14 protein-coding genes, 7 tRNA genes, 1 other RNA gene and 1 pseudogene are annotated in these 16,339 nt (G+C 45.7%); 20 read left to right on the top strand and 3 right to left on the bottom strand.

What is annotated here, in order from left to right:
- The first annotated feature begins 195 nt into the window (after positions 1–195).
- The 5 genes and pseudogenes from E4N69_RS01370 to E4N69_RS01355 all read left to right on the top strand — a co-directional run bounded on the left by E4N69_RS01370 (position 196) and on the right by E4N69_RS01355 (position 4,445).
- A complete protein-coding gene (locus tag E4N69_RS01370; RefSeq protein WP_253824250.1) occupies positions 196–819 on the top strand; it encodes a DUF488 domain-containing protein in 624 nt (207 codons plus the stop codon).
- Positions 809–1,252, top strand: a complete 444-nt coding sequence (locus tag E4N69_RS01365) for a DUF488 domain-containing protein (RefSeq protein ID WP_253824249.1) — start codon at positions 809–811, stop codon at positions 1,250–1,252. The genes E4N69_RS01370 and E4N69_RS01365 overlap by 11 nt, the downstream gene beginning before the upstream one ends.
- Positions 1,253–1,362: 110 nt before the next feature.
- Positions 1,363–1,503, top strand: a pseudogene (locus E4N69_RS12760) (BrnT family toxin); the annotation flags it as partial.
- A 137-nt stretch (positions 1,504–1,640) separates the two neighbouring features.
- Positions 1,641–2,588 carry an L-lactate dehydrogenase gene (locus E4N69_RS01360; RefSeq protein WP_162662121.1) on the top strand — a complete coding sequence of 316 codons (948 nt, stop codon included), beginning with the start codon at positions 1,641–1,643 and terminating at the stop codon, positions 2,586–2,588.
- A 357-nt stretch (positions 2,589–2,945) separates the two neighbouring features.
- On the top strand, positions 2,946–4,445 hold the full coding sequence (locus E4N69_RS01355) for an NAD(P)-dependent malic enzyme (protein WP_162662120.1): 1,500 nt from the start codon (positions 2,946–2,948) through the stop codon (positions 4,443–4,445).
- A 219-nt stretch (positions 4,446–4,664) separates the two neighbouring features.
- On the opposite strand, the gene E4N69_RS01350 is transcribed toward E4N69_RS01355, so the two are convergent.
- Entirely contained in the window at positions 4,665–5,339 is a 675-nt protein-coding gene (locus E4N69_RS01350) for a DUF2715 domain-containing protein (RefSeq protein ID WP_253824248.1), read from the bottom strand.
- A gap of 313 nt (positions 5,340–5,652) precedes the next feature.
- Positions 5,653–6,063, bottom strand: a complete 411-nt coding sequence (locus E4N69_RS01345; RefSeq protein ID WP_253824247.1) for a single-stranded DNA-binding protein — start codon at positions 6,061–6,063, stop codon at positions 5,653–5,655.
- Between the two features lie 244 nt (positions 6,064–6,307).
- On the opposite strand from E4N69_RS01345, the gene E4N69_RS01340 reads away from it, so the two are divergent.
- The 15 genes from E4N69_RS01340 to E4N69_RS01270 all read left to right on the top strand — a co-directional run bounded on the left by E4N69_RS01340 (position 6,308) and on the right by E4N69_RS01270 (position 15,351).
- Positions 6,308–6,392 (top strand) — tRNA-Ser (locus E4N69_RS01340).
- 71 nt (positions 6,393–6,463) lie between these two features.
- Positions 6,464–6,550 (top strand) — tRNA-Ser (locus E4N69_RS01335).
- Between the two features lie 74 nt (positions 6,551–6,624).
- A tRNA-Arg gene (locus E4N69_RS01330) sits at positions 6,625–6,699 on the top strand.
- A gap of 17 nt (positions 6,700–6,716) precedes the next feature.
- A tRNA-Arg gene (locus E4N69_RS01325) sits at positions 6,717–6,791 on the top strand.
- A 17-nt stretch (positions 6,792–6,808) separates the two neighbouring features.
- A tRNA-Arg gene (locus E4N69_RS01320) sits at positions 6,809–6,883 on the top strand.
- A 7-nt stretch (positions 6,884–6,890) separates the two neighbouring features.
- Positions 6,891–6,975, top strand: a tRNA-Ser gene (locus E4N69_RS01315).
- A 97-nt stretch (positions 6,976–7,072) separates the two neighbouring features.
- A tRNA-Ser gene (locus tag E4N69_RS01310) sits at positions 7,073–7,159 on the top strand.
- Positions 7,160–7,258: signal recognition particle sRNA small type (gene ffs, locus E4N69_RS01305), an RNA gene on the top strand. It abuts the tRNA gene before it with no gap.
- 177 nt (positions 7,259–7,435) lie between these two features.
- A complete protein-coding gene (gene metK / locus E4N69_RS01300; protein WP_253824246.1) occupies positions 7,436–8,602 on the top strand; it encodes a methionine adenosyltransferase in 1,167 nt (388 codons plus the stop codon).
- Positions 8,603–8,609: 7 nt separating this feature from the next.
- Positions 8,610–10,559: a hypothetical protein gene (locus tag E4N69_RS01295; protein WP_253824245.1), complete on the top strand. Its 1,950-nt coding sequence runs from the start codon at positions 8,610–8,612 to the stop codon at positions 10,557–10,559.
- A gap of 86 nt (positions 10,560–10,645) precedes the next feature.
- Positions 10,646–11,149, top strand: a complete 504-nt coding sequence (locus E4N69_RS01290) for a Smr/MutS family protein (RefSeq protein ID WP_162662115.1) — start codon at positions 10,646–10,648, stop codon at positions 11,147–11,149.
- Between the two features lie 280 nt (positions 11,150–11,429).
- Complete coding sequence (locus E4N69_RS01285) at positions 11,430–12,209, top strand: threonine/serine exporter family protein (protein ID WP_253824244.1); 780 nt, start codon at positions 11,430–11,432, stop codon at positions 12,207–12,209.
- Positions 12,209–12,661: a threonine/serine exporter family protein gene (locus E4N69_RS01280; RefSeq protein WP_162662113.1), complete on the top strand. Its 453-nt coding sequence runs from the start codon at positions 12,209–12,211 to the stop codon at positions 12,659–12,661. The genes E4N69_RS01285 and E4N69_RS01280 overlap by 1 nt, the downstream gene beginning before the upstream one ends.
- Positions 12,662–12,761: 100 nt before the next feature.
- On the top strand, positions 12,762–14,051 hold the full coding sequence (locus E4N69_RS01275; RefSeq protein ID WP_162662112.1) for a glycine/sarcosine/betaine reductase component B subunit: 1,290 nt from the start codon (positions 12,762–12,764) through the stop codon (positions 14,049–14,051).
- Between the two features lie 10 nt (positions 14,052–14,061).
- A complete protein-coding gene (locus E4N69_RS01270) occupies positions 14,062–15,351 on the top strand; it encodes a glycine/betaine/sarcosine/D-proline family reductase selenoprotein B (protein WP_253824243.1) in 1,290 nt (429 codons plus the stop codon).
- A gap of 108 nt (positions 15,352–15,459) precedes the next feature.
- Here E4N69_RS01270 and E4N69_RS01265 read toward each other — a convergent pair whose 3' ends face one another.
- A complete protein-coding gene (locus tag E4N69_RS01265) occupies positions 15,460–16,320 on the bottom strand; it encodes a PHP domain-containing protein (RefSeq protein WP_253824868.1) in 861 nt (286 codons plus the stop codon).
- Positions 16,321–16,339: the final 19 nt, after the last annotated feature.

Below are 16,339 nucleotides of genomic sequence, written 5' to 3'. Positions count from 1 at the left end.
GTTTATGGCACGGATGCTGTTAGGGCTATAGACTAGGTGCGATCTGCTCCTTTAGTAAGGTTTTGGCAGCGGGGTAGGACGTGCCGGTTTGGCGGTTGTACCGCATCCGAATAGATTGAAGATGTAGAGCGTTCTATGATATTATGAGAAGAGAGAAGAATGCTCTAAAATTGTAGCAGGAATCTTTTGATGGTTATGAGTGCAATAAACAGCGGAGGTAGGCTCTATACAATAGGGTGTTCGATTCATACTATCGAATCTTTCATTGATATTCTCAAAAAACACGAAGTTAATGTCGTCATTGACGTCCGATCTACTCCCTATAGCAAGCATACGGCTCAATTCAATAAAGAGAATTTACAAAGAGCGACAAGTCACAATCGTATCTATTATTCATCTTTTAGTAAGGAATTCGGTGCTAGGCGTAAAGAAAACTGTGTTTACACAAACGATACTGTCAGCTTTGATAAAGTAAAGCAGCTTCCCATATTTATTAATGGGGTAGAAAGAATTAGAAAAGGACTACAAGAAGGATATCGTATTGCTCTTATGTGCACGGAAAAAGAACCTGCCGACTGCCATAGATTTAGCCTTGTTGCCAAAGGTATTTCAGAGAGAATCGGTGTTTATGCAAATCATATTTTATATGACGGCACTCTAATGACGACTAAAGATATAGAGCAGCAGCTGCTTAAACAATATTCAATTGAGGCAGAATTATTTGGCGGCAATGATGATCCGCTTGTTCAATTATATAAAATACTTGAACATAAAGTTGCCTACAGTTTACATAGCAGTGAGGTAGAGATTGAAAGATAAAATTTATACAATCGGATTTTCAAAAAAAAGTGCACAAAATTTTTTTTCATTATTAGGTCAATCGACAGCAAATAAACTTATTGATATCAGACTTAATAATGCCTCTCAATTGGCAGGATTTACAAAATCAAATGATCTGGAATTTTTTTTAGAAAAGCTCTTAAATTGGCAATATATTTATAAACCATTATTAGCTCCTACAAAAGACTTGTTACGTAATTATCAAAAGAAAGAAATTACCTGGGCAGATTATGAAGTTGAGTATTTAAGAATTATTGAACAAAGGAATATACTGAATATCATAAAAAAAGACGAGATCATCAACGGTGTATTACTTTGTAGTGAAGATCGTCCCGACCAGTGTCATAGAAGATTATTAGCGGAATATTTAGCACGAAATTGGGGAAATATTGAAATAATTCACCTATTTTAAATTTGTTAGACTTAATCACTGCGCTGAGTACATTCATAGGCTTCTATCTGGAATAGTCAATGATTACTAATGTGCAAGAATGTATAAAACCTAACAGCCATTTCAAATAAGATAGATATTACGGAATCGGCAATTTGAGCGGAATATTGATAGTGTTGGTCTTTTTTACTGAAAAGAAAGACAGAATACGGTTAATATCTGCGCGGCAAGCAGACAAAGACTTGAGGAAGGTATATTATATTTTCCACTAATAGACCGAACCGGATCTAATTACAATCAGGCTCTCTATAATTTCTCCTCCCAAAAGTATATAATCATTGATACATGGAAGCGCTTATACTTTTTTGAAGAGTAAGCAATACTTTAATTTTTTATAAGGAGAGACGTTATGGATCAAAAGAAACGAAAAGTAACGATTGTCGGTGCGGGCTCTGTCGGGGCTACATTTGCCTATGCGTTAGCTCAAAGCGGTTTTGCCGATGAGATTGCAATAACCGATATGAATAAAAACTTTGCGGAAGGACAGGCAATGGATCTTGTCCACGGCTTACCGTTTTTGCCACAAGTCGATATTCATGCCGGCGGGCAGAACGATTACACCGACAGCGATATCATCGTAATAACCGCCGGAGCAAAACAGCAGCCGGGAGAAACGAGAATAGATCTTCTTAAGCGTAATGCCACCATCATTAAAACCATTGCCAAAGAAATCGCCGCAAGCGGCTGTAAAGGTGTTATGCTGCTTGTCAGTAACCCTGTCGATATTCTTACCAAGGTGGCGCTCGAAGCAAGCGGTTGGGATCGCGGAAGGGTTATCGGTTCCGGCACCGTCTTGGATACCGCTCGTTTCCGCTACGTACTCAGCAAAGAATGCGGCGTCGATGCCCGTAATATACACGGATACATCCTCGGCGAGCACGGCGACAGCGAATTTGCCGCATGGTCGATGACCACCATAGCCGGACGGCGCATCGACGAATACTGCGGCCACGGAGTTTGTAGTTCGGGTATTCACTTCGATAAAGAAAAAATCTTAGACGAAGTACGCCATTCCGCCTATCATATCATCGACTACAAAGGTTCAACCTATTTTGCCGTCGGTTTGGCACTTACCAGAATTGCCGGCGCCATTCTGCGAAATGAGCGCAGTATTCTTTCCGTTTCTACAGCCTTGAACGGCGAATTCGGTCTGCATGACGCCTGCTTAAGCGTTCCCTGTATTGTCGGCAGAAACGGTGTTGACAGGATTATCGAAGGCGAACTACCCGCGGATGAACAGTCTGCGCTCGAATCAAGCGCCCGCCGACTTTACGATGCATACCTTTCCATTTGCTAAAAAACATATTTTTATCTAGAATTTTACGACAGCTTTATGTATCGTGTGCAATGAAAAAAACACACGCAGGCATGTGGAACAGCATACATCCATGTACGCTGTTCCACGACGAGATTTGTGTATAACACAAATCTCGCTACTGCTTACAACCACGGACATCCCTGTCCGCTTTGAAAAGCCTTTTACCGTAAGCCTTTTGAAAATATACGGTATAGATACGAGGCGCGAGCACAAATTAACCGCAGGCGTATCTTTGATACGTTGAGGATTAATTTGTGCGCAGCAACGAAGTAGATATGCCGTATATTTTCAAAAGGATAGCTTGCAGGGAGAGGGTAAGCATGCTACACTTATCATATGAAAACTATCAATAAAGATTTACAATCTATTACGGAACACTTCCCTTCCGACTTTACGGAAAATGAAAAAGCGGCGGCAAAAACACTTTTTTTAAAAAAGCTTTCGCTGTTAACACACGAGTTTTATGGCGGAAAACTGCAAACCGTCCCAAAATGCGGGATCTATGGGTTTAACTGGTTTAACGTTTGGTATACGCCGGGCGTATCCGCCGTTTCTACCGGAATCCGTGATAATCACGACAGCTCCTTTATGCTTTCCAATCGGGGAAACCTCGTAGCCGTTGTCAGCGATTCCACTCGCGTACTGGGGGACGGAGATTGTTCTCCTTCCGGCGGTCTCGGCGTTATGGAAGGAAAATGTATGCTGATGAAGTACTTAGGCGGTGTCGACGCGTATCCCATCTGTATCGATTCCTACGTCAAGCCGAATGAAGAAAAGAAATACAACTTCCCTGCCGGTAAACATTGCCCCGATAAGATTATCGACTTTGTGAAGATGCTGGAACCGAGCGTCGGCGCAGTTAATCTGGAAGATATTCAGCAGCCGGACTGCTTTAAAGTTCTGGATACGCTGCGGGAAGAATGCGACATTCCTGTTTGGCATGACGACGCTCAAGGAACGGCATGTATTACGCTTGCAGGGTTGCTCAATGCGCTGAAATTGGCAGGTAAAAAAATCGGAGACTGCCGCATCGTGTTACTCGGTGCCGGGGCTTCCAACACGACGATTGCACGCCTCATCCTGCAGGACGGCGGAGATCCCGCAAAGATGATTATTTGCGACTCCAAGGGTGCGCTCCATGCAGGCAGGGAAGACATCAAAGCCGATGCACGCTATTACCGCAAGTGGGAGCTGTGCCAAGCGACAAACCCCAAGCGGATAAACGACTTTAACGAAGCGCTAAAAGGCGCCGACGTGCTGATCGCTCTGTCCAAACCGGGCCCCAACACGGTAACCAAAGAGCAAATTGCCTCTATGGGCGATAAACCCATCGTGTTTACCTGCGCAAATCCCGTCCCCGAAATTTGGCCGCACGATGCCAAAGCTGCCGGCGCCTTTATCACCGGTACCGGGCGCGGAGACTTCCCGAACCAAATCAATAACTCCGTCTGCTTCCCCGGCATCTTGAAAGGTGCGTTGTTGGTTCGTGCACGGAAGATTTCCGACGGTATGGCTATCCGCTGTGCGCACTCCATTGCCGACTATTCGGAGAAAAAAGGCATCGATCCTGAAAACATCGTCGTAAAGATGAATGATGAGGATGTCTTTGCCGTCGAAGCGGCCGATGTCGCAATGCAGGCGATAAAAGAAGGTCTTGCCCGTATCACTATTACATGGGATGAAGCATTTAAACGAGCTAAGGCCGAAATTGCAGAAAGCAGAGCGCTGACACAGCAGCTGATGGATAGCGGGTTTATCAAAGAACCGCCGCAAGACTTCTTTAATCAAGCGATGGATTACGCGATCGAACAAATCAAAAACCAGCGTAGCAAATAAAAACAAGCTTTCTAAATACGGAAATTTTATTCGTGCGGAGGGTTTAATACCCCGACGCTTGCGTCGGGGTTGTTGATTTAAAAAGCAAAGCGGTACAATAGCCGCTTAACCTTCATTTATAATCTTTGCCGCTGCGCATAGCAGCGGCAAAGTCTGTATAAAAGTTATATAAGACATAAAGACCGTTGTAGATTACTACAGCGATAACAGACAGCCAAATTACAATCTAAAAGCTGCAGCTATCCGTAACGTAAAAACATTACCGAAGCCGAATGTTGATCCGACTTTATTATTGTCGTCAGCGATATTTGATTTTTCCATACTACGCAAAAGTCCTGAAAAACTTATCATATCATGCAGTCCTATATTAATACCGATGTGCTCTGTAAAAATATATTGGAAACCGATATGTAATGCTATTGGTGTCCACGCATGATAAAAATTTTCCAAACCTTGCCCATTTAAGCGCGTCCAAAATCTTCCCAGCGCAAGACCGGGGCCAATACCGGCATGAATACTGAAAGGCTGTTTAATTCCATACGTATAACCGAACAGCATTTGGCCGTCCCATATAAAACCGTGGACTTTCATTGACTCGGCACCGAAGCCGCCGCTTTTATATATGCCGACAGGGAGCGCTGCGTTATTAATAAGACTGAAGGTAAAGCCGCTGTTTTCATGAGTAAAATGCATATCAAGCCCTACAGCGGGAGCAAAAATAGTATATGTTGCCGCTTTATCTGAAGTATTAAGAGTGCCTCCGCTTATTATAACTTCATAACTTCGCACTGTATACGATGAAAATCCGATACCGGGTGAAAAAATAATTTCCGCAGCAAAACTATTTACTGCACCAATTAGAATACATAAAAAGAGTCCTATTATTTTTTTCATTGCATGCCTCCTAATAGTCGAGTCTCGTCTTAAAAAGAGTATACATCTGACGAAAAAAAAAACAAGCATTCATCTGTAAGTTGTTTATTTGGCTGGATTTATCAGCGCTCTTTGTAGAGCTGCCGCTTTTCTGTGCAGTGTGTAGTTCATACAACAGCGGAAATCCGAACAGGTACATCGAGCGGAGTCCTGCATAATTATCGCAAGGCGTTTGTCCTATAACAGGGGAGAGGGGATGTCCAAGTTTTGAGGTTTTTGGGTATCCCCGTACTGTTTACCGGCGTTTCCATATTCGGAACCGCCGGCATTTTTCTTAAAAGGCAGGTACGGCCTCTTTTTCCGGGACGGTCTCCTCACGCATATCGTCTAACGCATCGGCAGGTTGTTTCCCGTTTTTGAACAAGGGCTTAAACTCGATATGTTCGGCTACCACTTTAATCTTGCTGTAGTGTTTGCCGTCGGTACCTACCCAGCGGTCTTGCTTTAAACGTCCGACAACTCGTACGCCGCGGCCTTTTGTGCAATTTTCTCCGCAGAGTTCCGCTAAACGTGCCCATGTTTCCACATCAAAAAACGAAGTTTCCTGTGTCGTTTGATCTTCCTGCTTAAAAAAACGGTTCGAAGCAATGGAAAACATACAGAGCGGTGTCCCTTTAGGTGTTGCTCTTACAACGGGATCACGAACTACATTTCCCTCAATGATCAACGAATTCAAATTGTGCATAATAGCCTCCTAAAATAAGAGTACCGCGTTGCCGCTCGCCGCGGTTCCGGTCTCTTTTGATCTTGTAGTACCTGTTATATAAAGCATTCATTTAAAAATGGCTGGAAATTTACGGTATTTTTGCAAAAAAAAATAAAAAAAATTACAAATTTTTTTATATGCACTATTAAGAGAAAAATCGATACGGTTTGAGCGATAGTCTTGACATTCGCCATTATTCTAGGCTAATATACAAACCGCTTATGGAGCGGTGGCCGAGTGGTTTAAGGCGGCGGTCTTGAAAACCGTTGTGCTGCGAGGTACCGGGGGTTCGAATCCCCCCTGCTCCGTAAAATAAAAGGCGGCACGTTCCTTTATACGTGCATATATAAAACCGATAACTTAGATAGGCAATAACTTTGGAGCGGTGCGAGAGTGGCCGAATCGGGCTCCCTGCTAAGGAGTTGTACCCATCCGGGTACCGGGGGTTCGAATCCCCCCTGCTCCGTAAGATAAAACCGGGTATTATTGTACATTAAATGGCTAGAATGCAGTAATGGACAAAGCATATCGGGGATATTTGAGATTATAGCTCAGTTGGATCAGAGCGTCAGATTGCGGATCTGAAGGTCGGCGGTTCGAGCCCGCCTAGTCTCATCGGTTTTTTTGTGTTTGAGATTATAGCTCAGTTGGATTAGAGCGTCAGATTGCGGATCTGAAGGTCGGCGGTTCGAGCCCGCCTAGTCTCATCGTTTTTTTTATTTTTGAGATTATAGCTCAGTTGGATTAGAGCGTCAGATTGCGGATCTGAAGGTCGGCGGTTCGAGCCCGCCTAGTCTCATGCTACTGGAGAGATGCGAGAGCGGTCGAATCGGGCGGTCTCGAAAACCGTTGTACCGCAAGGTACCGGGGGTTCGAATCCCCCTCTCTCCGTTTTTTAACGGAGCCGCGCGTTCAAGCATTGTCTTTCTTTATGCGTTTTACGAAACACCTTGAAAATTTCAATACTTTCAGGTGCTTTCAACACTTTGGAGAGATGTCCGAGTGGTCGAAGGTACACGATTGGAAGTCGTGTGTGCCCGAAAGGGTACCGAGGGTTCGAATCCCTCTCTCTCCGTACCGGGACCTATGCAAAGAAGGTTTTTCGAACCCCGTCAGATCCGGAAGGAAGCAGCGGTAGATTAATTCTTCTTGTGCCGTAGTGCTCCCGGTTTTTTATATCCTCTGTAAGTTTTCTTTCTCAGTTGACCGTATCCCTCCAATTTATTCTATAAGAATAGTCATTGCATTCATTAGAAAGATGATCGCATCGGCTAACAAGCAACTTGTACATTTAGACTGATAGCGGTATGATAGCGGCTGCTTCGTAACACTTTTAATGATAGGAGTAATAATGAACGAACATAAATTATTTACCTCGGAATCGGTCGGAGAAGGCCATCCCGATAAACTTTGTGATCAAATTTCTGATGCAGTTTTGGACGCTTGTTTACGTGATGATCCCGGAAGCCATGTTGCGTGCGAAACCTTTGCTTCAACTGCGTTAATCCTTATTGGTGGAGAGATTACCACCAATACTTTTGTTGATATACAGCAAACAGCCCGCAATATTGCGCGGGACATCGGCTATACCGATTCCGCATTCGGACTTGACTGCAACTCTATGGCTGTTTTAAGTATGATTCATGCTCAGTCCCCCGATATTGCGCAGGGGGTAAACGGTACCGGCCTCAGCGAGTATCAGAACCAAATGGGTGCAGGGGATCAGGGGATGATGTTCGGCTATGCGTGTAAAGAAACACCGGAATTGATGCCTGCCCCTATCATGTATGCACATAAGCTGCTGCGGAAGGCATCGCAGTTGCGTAAGTCGAAAAAGATCGATTGGCTGCGCCCCGATGCAAAGAGTCAAGTAACGGTAGAATACGAAGGAGATAAACCCGTGCGTATCGATACGGTCGTTATCTCCCATCAGCATGACCCCGAAATTTCTTATGCTTCGTTAAAAGAAGCGATTATCGAAAAGATTGTTAAACCTGTCCTTGAACCGACCGGTTTACTGGATTCAAAGACAAAATTCTTTATTAACCCGACCGGCCGCTTTGTTATCGGCGGCCCCTTCGGCGACACCGGTTTAACGGGGCGGAAGATCATCGTGGATACCTACGGCGGTATGGGGAGGCACGGCGGCGGTGCCTTTTCCGGTAAGGATCCGACCAAGGTAGATCGTTCAGCTGCATATATGGCGCGCTATGTCGCAAAGAATATCGTTGCTGCGGGTTTAGCCGAACGGTGCGAGTTGCAGTTTGCCTACGCTATCGGTGTACCGTTTCCCGTTTCGATTCGGGTAGATTCCTTCGGTACTGCAAAGGTTCCGGAAGATGCAATCGAAAAAGCCGTTCAGCAGGTATTCGATCTCAGCCCTGCCGGTATTATCAAGGCATTGGATTTACGTAAACCTATTTATCAAGCGACCGCTGCCTACGGGCACTTTGGCCGCCCCGAATTCAGTTGGGAAAAAACCGATAAGATTGACGCTCTAAAAGCAGCTATAAAATAGTAGCGACATGCATATCCTGCTGCGTGGCGTTCTTGTTTTAGTTTTTACCTCTTGGTTATGTACCTCTTGTGCCGATCCCGCGTCGTCGGTATCGCTTGCATTGCCGGTAGACAGCGATGATACTGTGGTTTATCTATTAGCTGCATCCGTTTCCGGTATGCAGAGCCGGTGCGTGCCGCTCAAGGCTTTAAATACAAATGCCCAAACGGGTACGATAGATGATCCGGAAAAATCCGATGTCATGTGCTTCGCTTTTGAAAAAAGCCCTACGATGTTCGGTTTAACCGATTCCGGCTTATATGCCCTCGAGCTGGAGTTTGAACCGTTAGAGTTCACCGGTCAATCGAGCCGCACAGCACCTATCAACCCAAACGCTATTCAAACTGATTCTGCCCAATTTGCCGTAGGGCTGCTTTATGCAAACGATTTTTCCGCTTTCGGTAAGTTAAAAGAAAACTTCCGCCCGCAGCATCCCGTTACAGCGAAGCTGCTGCCGCGAGGGACCCTTACGGTTAGCATCGGCTTTGCAGGCATAGCGGTGGGGACAGCTCATATTAGGGGCTTTATGGTTTCGGCAAAATCGGCTCTAAAGCTGAAAAGTGCGGCTGTCGTACCCGTTCGGTACGGTTGGTTAAAAGATGGGGCTGCACTGTGGTACGGTACAACCGCTGATGGAGATGTTATCCCGCCGGAATTATGTACCGAATCGGGAGTTCCCCTACGCACGGAGTTCCCTAAACCGTCGGCGATTATACGTGCGGGAAATACGGAGACAGGCGGTAGGGACTCTATCAGTATTCATTTTGACAAAACCCAACCGGTTAATCTGACGGCAGGGCAAAAACAGCCGCGCCTTTCGTTTCAATGCGGTGACAAGCGTATATCCGTATTTCGCGCACCGGATATATACCAACTTACGCTTGACAGCTGCCTTTTTTCCGATCCTCTTTTAACGCTTGAACAGATTGATGTGGATAAGGCGGCCGCTGCGGATATGCCGCCTGATGCGGAGCGGTTATCCAATACAGATACGCTTCCTGATACGGGTGAGCAGGCAGATGCGGCAGCCATGGTCTGCGGTATTACGATCGAATATTCTACCCCCTCTCTGATGGCTCCGATTACAGCCGATCCGGGGCTTATTCCGGATTGGCCGCAAGAACAATGGCGACAGCCCTCTTACGAGCTGTTTTCATGGGAACAATTTCCTTCGGTGCTGATCTTTGATTTTGCCGACTATTCGGTACAGGATGCCTATCTTAAACGGCTTTCGTTCTTTGCGGAAAAAAAAGGCTTTACGGGAAAGCTTCTTTCAGATGGAGCGCTAACTTCTCTCCACGGGTTTAATGCCCACGACTACAGAGCAGAAACGCTTGCAGCATTCTTTCAAAAGGCTGAAGAAGAACATTTCCTGCTTAACAAATCGGAATTGCACTTACGAAAAATTCTTTTCTATAATGGCATCATTGTTCGTACGGAAACCGGTATTGAGGCGGGGGAGGGTGCAATCGTATCTATAAGCCGTCAATCTGAGCGGGATCTCCGTTACCGGTTTATTACCCACGAATGTCTGCACGGTATTTATTTTACGGAAGAAAACTTCCGTGATACGGTAACGGAAGTCTTTCGGCAGACGAACCCACGCGCCGCGCTATTTTTACGCCGTTATTTTGAAATATATCCGGCCTTGCAGTATAACACTGACGACGATTACCTGCTGCAAAACGAGTTTATGGCTTATCTTCTCCAACAAAGCAATGATTTACTTCAACAATATTTTGTACAGCTTTCATGGCTCCGCTTAATGAATACAGCTGAACCGGCTCTTTGCAGATACATTCGCAAGACCAAGGTGAAAGATTTTATGCAGGCAGCGATGCAAATGGATTCTTTTTTATATACGACATGGGGAGTAAGGGGGGGAAGAATATCTTTAGCAAATATGGAAACTTTGTAAAAAATCGATAAATTTCAATATTATTATTGAAACGTTTTTTGTATTTCATGGTTTAATCATTTATCTTTAATCCTGCGAGGGAAATTATGAATTTTGAAGAGATTCTAAATCAATGGGAAGCGCAGACACAACAGCCTTATGGAAAGAAGCGGATTCGTAAAGACTTAAAAAATCCGACAGCCGTAGCGTATGCCCTCGAAAATACTCAAACGTTAAACCCGATGGATTATTGGCTACGCCGTTACGGCGTTTATGACAAAGATGCGAATAATTCCGAAAATACTGCCCTTTTTGATAATCTAGCCGATAAACAGCGGCTACGGGCAATGCGCCCCCAGGCTGAAATCGATTTGCATGGCATGACACTGGAAGAAGCCTATGGTGCACTGGTTACTTTTTTTGAAGACGCCTTACGCAGAAAGTATCAGAAAATACTCATCATTCACGGGAAAGGGAATCATTCCCAAAACGGCCCGGTACTGTCACGGTTTGTACAAAAATTTTTAGAAACAAATGCCCATGCGGGTGAAACAGGGCACCCTAAAGGACGCGACGGAGGAACAGGTTCGACATGGGTAATATTAAAATAAATACCTTTGCCCAAAATTTTACGCAGTTTATTTGTGCGGAGAGTAAACGCATCAGGAGAGTAGATTAAAATCGCAGGATATTTGAGATTGGGCAAGCATTTGAGACGCAGCGCGGCGAAACTCTGCTTGACCAGTTGCAAATATTCTGCGTGAATATCAAAAAATACCTGATGCGTTTGCCCGTCTGTCCCCAAAAAATATTAAATAGTTCCATTGTCATAATAGCGAAAAAGAATTACAATCAGCAATTATTATGGATACCCAGTCGGATATTGTAGCTATGGAAAAGGACAATGCCCTCACTCGGCATGCTTTAGTAATGCAGATAGCGCTCTACGCCGGAGAACTGCTTGTTCGCAACGGGGCAGAAATGTACCGCGCCGAAGAAACGATCGTGCGGATAAGCGAAGCGGGCGGTGTGTACGATGTTACCCCTTTTGTTACTCCCACCATTCTCTTTATTGCAAAAGGCGATAGAGAAAACGTACTTTATACAAAGGATATCAAAAAAAGAGGCAACAATATCGCTAAGATTACCTTAGTCAGTGATTTTTCTCGCAAGTTTGTGGAAGGCAAAATCGATATATCCGATGCAATGGATTGCCTACGCAAGATAGATGAATATAAAGGATACCCGTATCGATTCCTGTTATTTGCTACCGGTATCGGGTGCGGTATTTTTGCAGTTTTAGTAGGCGGAAAATTCGGAGACTTTGTCGCAGCGTTTTTTGCTTCGTATATTGCTGTTTTTATCAGCGATAAAATAATGGTGCGTTCCCGTACTGTTTTTACCGGTAATTTTATCGCAAGCATGTTTGTGGGAGTCATTTCCATTATATCTTTTGAAATTAAATTAGTTGACAACCTCGACAATATCATCGTCGGTGCGGCACTTGCTCTTGTTCCAGGGGTTGCATTTACTGCAGGAATCAGAGATTTTATCTCAGGCGATTTGCTCTCCGGTATCGCGCGTATCGGAGAAGCAATTCTTGTCGCCATTGCAATTGCGTTCGGAGTCGGCAGTATTTTAATGCTCTACTCGATTTTTGGAGGACTTTAATGCCGATCTATGTCCATACCGTGCTTGCCTTTATCAGCTGTCTCGGTTTTGGCGTTCTGTTTAATGTTCAGAAACGAACATTATTGCTCGCGGCCCTTAACGGTGCAATCGGCTGGACAATCCTGTTAAGTCTTGACATTCCACAAGTCAGCTATATCTTTGCAAATCTGCTGTCAGCTATTGTGGTCGGCCTCCTGGCGGAACTCTTTGCTGTTATTCAAAAAACTCCTGCGACCTCTTTTATCGTTATCGGTATTATCCCGTTAGTCCCGGGTTTCCGCGTATATCGTTCTATGCTTTTCTTTGTGCGCGGCGATCTGGATAAGGGGCTTGCTGAAGGTGTTCATTCATGTTTTATGGCAGTTGCAATCTCGGTCGGTATTATCCTCTCTACCTCCATTGTCCGCATGATTCGGCGGCCTATCAAAGACTTTATAAAGAATAAACGATAGAAAAGCTCGTATAAATTGACAGCCTAGAGTAATTGCAATAAAATATTATTGTATACTTATGGGGTAGTCTGCCCCTTTCAAAAAAGTATAGGAGGTCGATATGAAGCTTGAACTGGGAATTATCCCTATTCATGAGATGCGGTTTTCCGATAAAACTGCCATCAAAGGAACTTGTCTCGAAATAAACAAGGATGAGCTGATATCTTTGATTAAAGAAGATCCGCTTATCACTGATGTTTCACTGACAATTACCAAACCGGGCGACAAGACCCGGATTATTTCCGTTAAAGACGTTATTGAACCGCGCTGCAAGGTTGAAGGCAGCGGCGTATGTTTTCCCGGATTTTTTACCGGCGAAGAAGATACGGTCGGCTCGGGTAAAACCGCCGTACTCCGCGGTGCAGCGGTGGTAACAACCGGTACCGTTGTCGGATTCCAAGAAGGTATTATCGATATGAGCGGCCCCGGTGCCGAATACACGCCGTTTTCCCGCACGATTAACCTTGTGGTAAAAGGCACCGTGAAAGACGACACCACTCGTGCAGTTAAAGAAAAATCACTTCGTTTGATGGGGCTTAAAGCCGCACGCTATTTGGGTAATGCCGCAAAGTCCGTTGCTCCGGCTGAAACCGAAGTGTACGAAACCTTGAACCCGATTGAACAAGCTAAGCAATATCCCAATCTGCCGAAGGTTGGCTATGTCTATGCCCTGCAAAGCCAGGGGCTGCTGCATGACACCTACTACTACGGCGTCGATGTTAAGCAGATTGTTCCAACCATTATGTATCCCACTGAGGCGATGGACGGCGCAGTCGTAAGCGGCAACTGCGTTTCCGCCTGCGACAAAAACCCGACGTATGTGCACCAGAACAGCCCCGTTATCCACGAACTGTATAAGCGGCACGGAAAGGATTACAACTTTATCGGCGTCATCGTAACCAACGAGAACGTAACGCTGGCGGATAAAGAGCGCTCTTCTTCTTTAACTGCACGGCTTGCGGAACAGCTCGGCCTTGATGCAGTGATTATCTCCGAGGAAGGTTTCGGTAACCCCGACGCCGACTTGATGATGAACTGCCGCAAGATTGCTGCAAAGGGCATTAAAACAGTATTGCTGACCGACGAATACGCGGGGCAGGACGGCGCGAGTCAGTCGCTTGCGGATGCTCATCCTTCTGCGGATGCCGTGGTGTCGAACGGAAACGCCAATCAGGTTATCAAACTGCCTAAGATGGACTTGGTTATCGGCGATCCCCAACAAGCAAACGTTATTGCAGGTGCATGGGACGGCAGCTTACACAAAGACGGAAGTATTGAAGCGGAATTACAGGTTATTACCGGTGCAACGAATGAGCTGGGCTTCTGGAATTTATCCGCATGCGGATTATAAGAGGTAAACAATGAAAAAGATTGTACACTATATCAACCAATTCTTTGCCGGAAAGGGCGGAGAAGATGTTGCCGACTACAAGATTGAAGTAATCGACGGAAATGCCGGACCCGGTATGGGGATTCAAGCAGCGCTCGGCGATGCGGGGAAAATCGTTAAGACGATTATCTGCGGTGATAACTATTTTAACGACCACACCGATGAGTGTATGGGATTTATCCAAGATGTTTTAAGAGAAAACAAAGCGGATTTGCTAATTACCGGCCCCGGTTTTAACGCCGGCCGTTACGGTATGGCATGCGGCGGTGCTGCAAAAGCGGCGGCTGCGCTTGGCATTCCCGCTGTTTCCGGGCTATATGAAGAGAACCCCGGTTACGATGTGTTTAAAGCATGTATGTACACCGTTAAAACAAAGAATTCCGCTGCCGATATGCGCCATGCAGTGCCGGCTATTGCCGCAGTTGCAAAAAAAGTATTAAACGGCGAAGCAATCGACCTTGCAGCCGATGGCTTATTGCCGCGCGGTATCCGCCAAAACTACTTTGCAAAAGAGCGCGGAGCAAAACGTGCCGTCGATATGCTCGTACAAAAGCTCAAAGGTGAAGCTTTCGTTACCGAATATCCGATGCCGGTTTTCGACCGTGTACCGCCCCATGCACCTATCGCCGATATTTCCAAGGCAGTTATCGCATTGGTTACTTCAGGCGGTGTTGTTCCGAAAGGGAACCCCGATCATATTGAAGCGTCTTCCGCTTCTCACTACGGTGAATACTCCATCGCGGGACTTACAGAACTGACATCCGAAAACAGCGAAACGGCGCACGGCGGTTATGATCCTACTTATTGTAATGCTAACCCCAACCGTGTTTTACCGGTCGATGTACTGCGTGATATGGAACGCGAGCATAAAATAGGAAAGTTGTATGAGCTGTATTACACGACGGTCGGTAACGGCACCAGCGTTGCGAATGCAAAGCGATTTGCGTCCGAAATTGCCGGAAAGCTTGTAAACGCCGGAGTGCAGGCGGTTATTCTTACCTCCACGTGAGGCACCTGTACTCGTTGCGGTGCAACGATGGTTAAAGAAATTGAAAAAGTTTTACCGGTTGTGCATATTGCGACCGTTGTTCCGATTTCAAAAACAGTAGGAGCGAACAGAATCGTACCGGCGGTAGCAATCCCACACCCGCTCGGAAACCCGACAATGAACGCAAAGGACGAAAAAGAATTACGCCGTGCGCTTGTCGAAAAAGCTTTAAAAGCCTTACAAACGCCCATCACAGAGCAGACTGTTTTCTAAAAGACCGGCTAACGGCTTCGGCTATTAGCTGATGTTGGAAGCAAGAAGTTCTTGTGTGAACGCCCTCTAAAACGCATCGTCTTAGAGGGCGTTTTTATAAAAATACCGTTATCGATACTTAGTATTGACCGCGGCAAGTGCAGGAAGCAGGTTATCCGTAAAAAAGCGGTCATCAATCGGGAGATTGGCGGCGGTTCTGCCTAAATGCACATCCTTGCGGTTTGCTCCGTGAAAGTCGCTGCCGGCAGTAACAATCAACCCGAGACTTTCGGCAAGTTCTTGTAGCCGGATACATTCACCGTACCGCGCCCCCGAATGCCATGCTTCAAGGCCTACTAAGCCTTCTTTTTTAAATTGGGCGATGGTTTCAGGCAGTTTTCCCCACGAAAGATAGAGCGACATCGGATGAGCCAATACAGGAACGCCGTGTGCGTCTTTGATAGCGTCAATTGATTCCGTAAGCGGTAAACATTCCTTTTCAATATAAAACGGACGTCCTTTTGCAAGGTATTTCAGGAAGGCATCTTGAATGGATTTTGCTTTTTTCTCTTGTACAAGATACTTTGCAAAATGAGGCCGTCCGATTACCGCTCCGCCGGCGAGTTGGGCGAGCTTTTCTTCGTCGATGACGATCCCCGCCTCATTAAATTTTTCTATTATCTTACGGTTCCGTTCCAGCCGTTTTTCCTGCGCATACTGCATAAGACCGCAGAGTGTTTTATTTTCGATATCGATTCCCAGTCCGAGTAGATGCAGCTCGCCCGGCTGCCATTCAACACTGATTTCTATTCCCGGCAAAACACGGATGCCGAGCGCTTCCCCTGCCTGTCGTGCTTCCGCAACGCCCGCTACGGTGTCGTGATCGGTAAGGGCAAACAGCGAAAGTCCCGCCTTATGCGCTTCCGCTGCCAGTTCCGCCGGTGAAAAAGTACCGTCGGAGGCTGTGGAATGAGTATGCAAATCTATCATAGCAATCATTATAGCAAAA

It is taken from the genome of Treponema sp. OMZ 906 (genome assembly GCF_024181185.1).
Classification (GTDB): domain Bacteria; phylum Spirochaetota; class Spirochaetia; order Treponematales; family Treponemataceae; genus Treponema.
Note: the sequence above shows the minus strand (reverse complement) of the source record. Positions and strands in the feature narration are given on the sequence as shown.

Excerpts from the sequence above, each read along its gene's own strand:
- E4N69_RS01370 (WP_253824250.1), top strand. The coding sequence starts at position 196 with ATGAGTGCAATAAACAGCGGAGGTAGGCTCTATACAATAGGGTGTTCG.
- E4N69_RS01360 (WP_162662121.1), top strand. The coding sequence starts at position 1,641 with ATGGATCAAAAGAAACGAAAAGTAACGATTGTCGGTGCGGGCTCTGTC.
- E4N69_RS01355 (WP_162662120.1), top strand. The coding sequence starts at position 2,946 with ATGAAAACTATCAATAAAGATTTACAATCTATTACGGAACACTTCCCT.
- E4N69_RS01350 (WP_253824248.1), bottom strand. The coding sequence starts at position 5,339 with ATGAAAAAAATAATAGGACTCTTTTTATGTATTCTAATTGGTGCAGTA.
- E4N69_RS01345 (WP_253824247.1), bottom strand. The coding sequence starts at position 6,063 with ATGCACAATTTGAATTCGTTGATCATTGAGGGAAATGTAGTTCGTGAT.
- metK (WP_253824246.1), top strand. The coding sequence starts at position 7,436 with ATGAACGAACATAAATTATTTACCTCGGAATCGGTCGGAGAAGGCCAT.
- E4N69_RS01295 (WP_253824245.1), top strand. The coding sequence starts at position 8,610 with ATGCATATCCTGCTGCGTGGCGTTCTTGTTTTAGTTTTTACCTCTTGG.
- E4N69_RS01290 (WP_162662115.1), top strand. The coding sequence starts at position 10,646 with ATGAATTTTGAAGAGATTCTAAATCAATGGGAAGCGCAGACACAACAG.
- E4N69_RS01285 (WP_253824244.1), top strand. The coding sequence starts at position 11,430 with ATGGAAAAGGACAATGCCCTCACTCGGCATGCTTTAGTAATGCAGATA.
- E4N69_RS01280 (WP_162662113.1), top strand. The coding sequence starts at position 12,209 with ATGCCGATCTATGTCCATACCGTGCTTGCCTTTATCAGCTGTCTCGGT.
- E4N69_RS01275 (WP_162662112.1), top strand. The coding sequence starts at position 12,762 with ATGAAGCTTGAACTGGGAATTATCCCTATTCATGAGATGCGGTTTTCC.
- E4N69_RS01265 (WP_253824868.1), bottom strand. The coding sequence starts at position 16,320 with ATGATAGATTTGCATACTCATTCCACAGCCTCCGACGGTACTTTTTCA.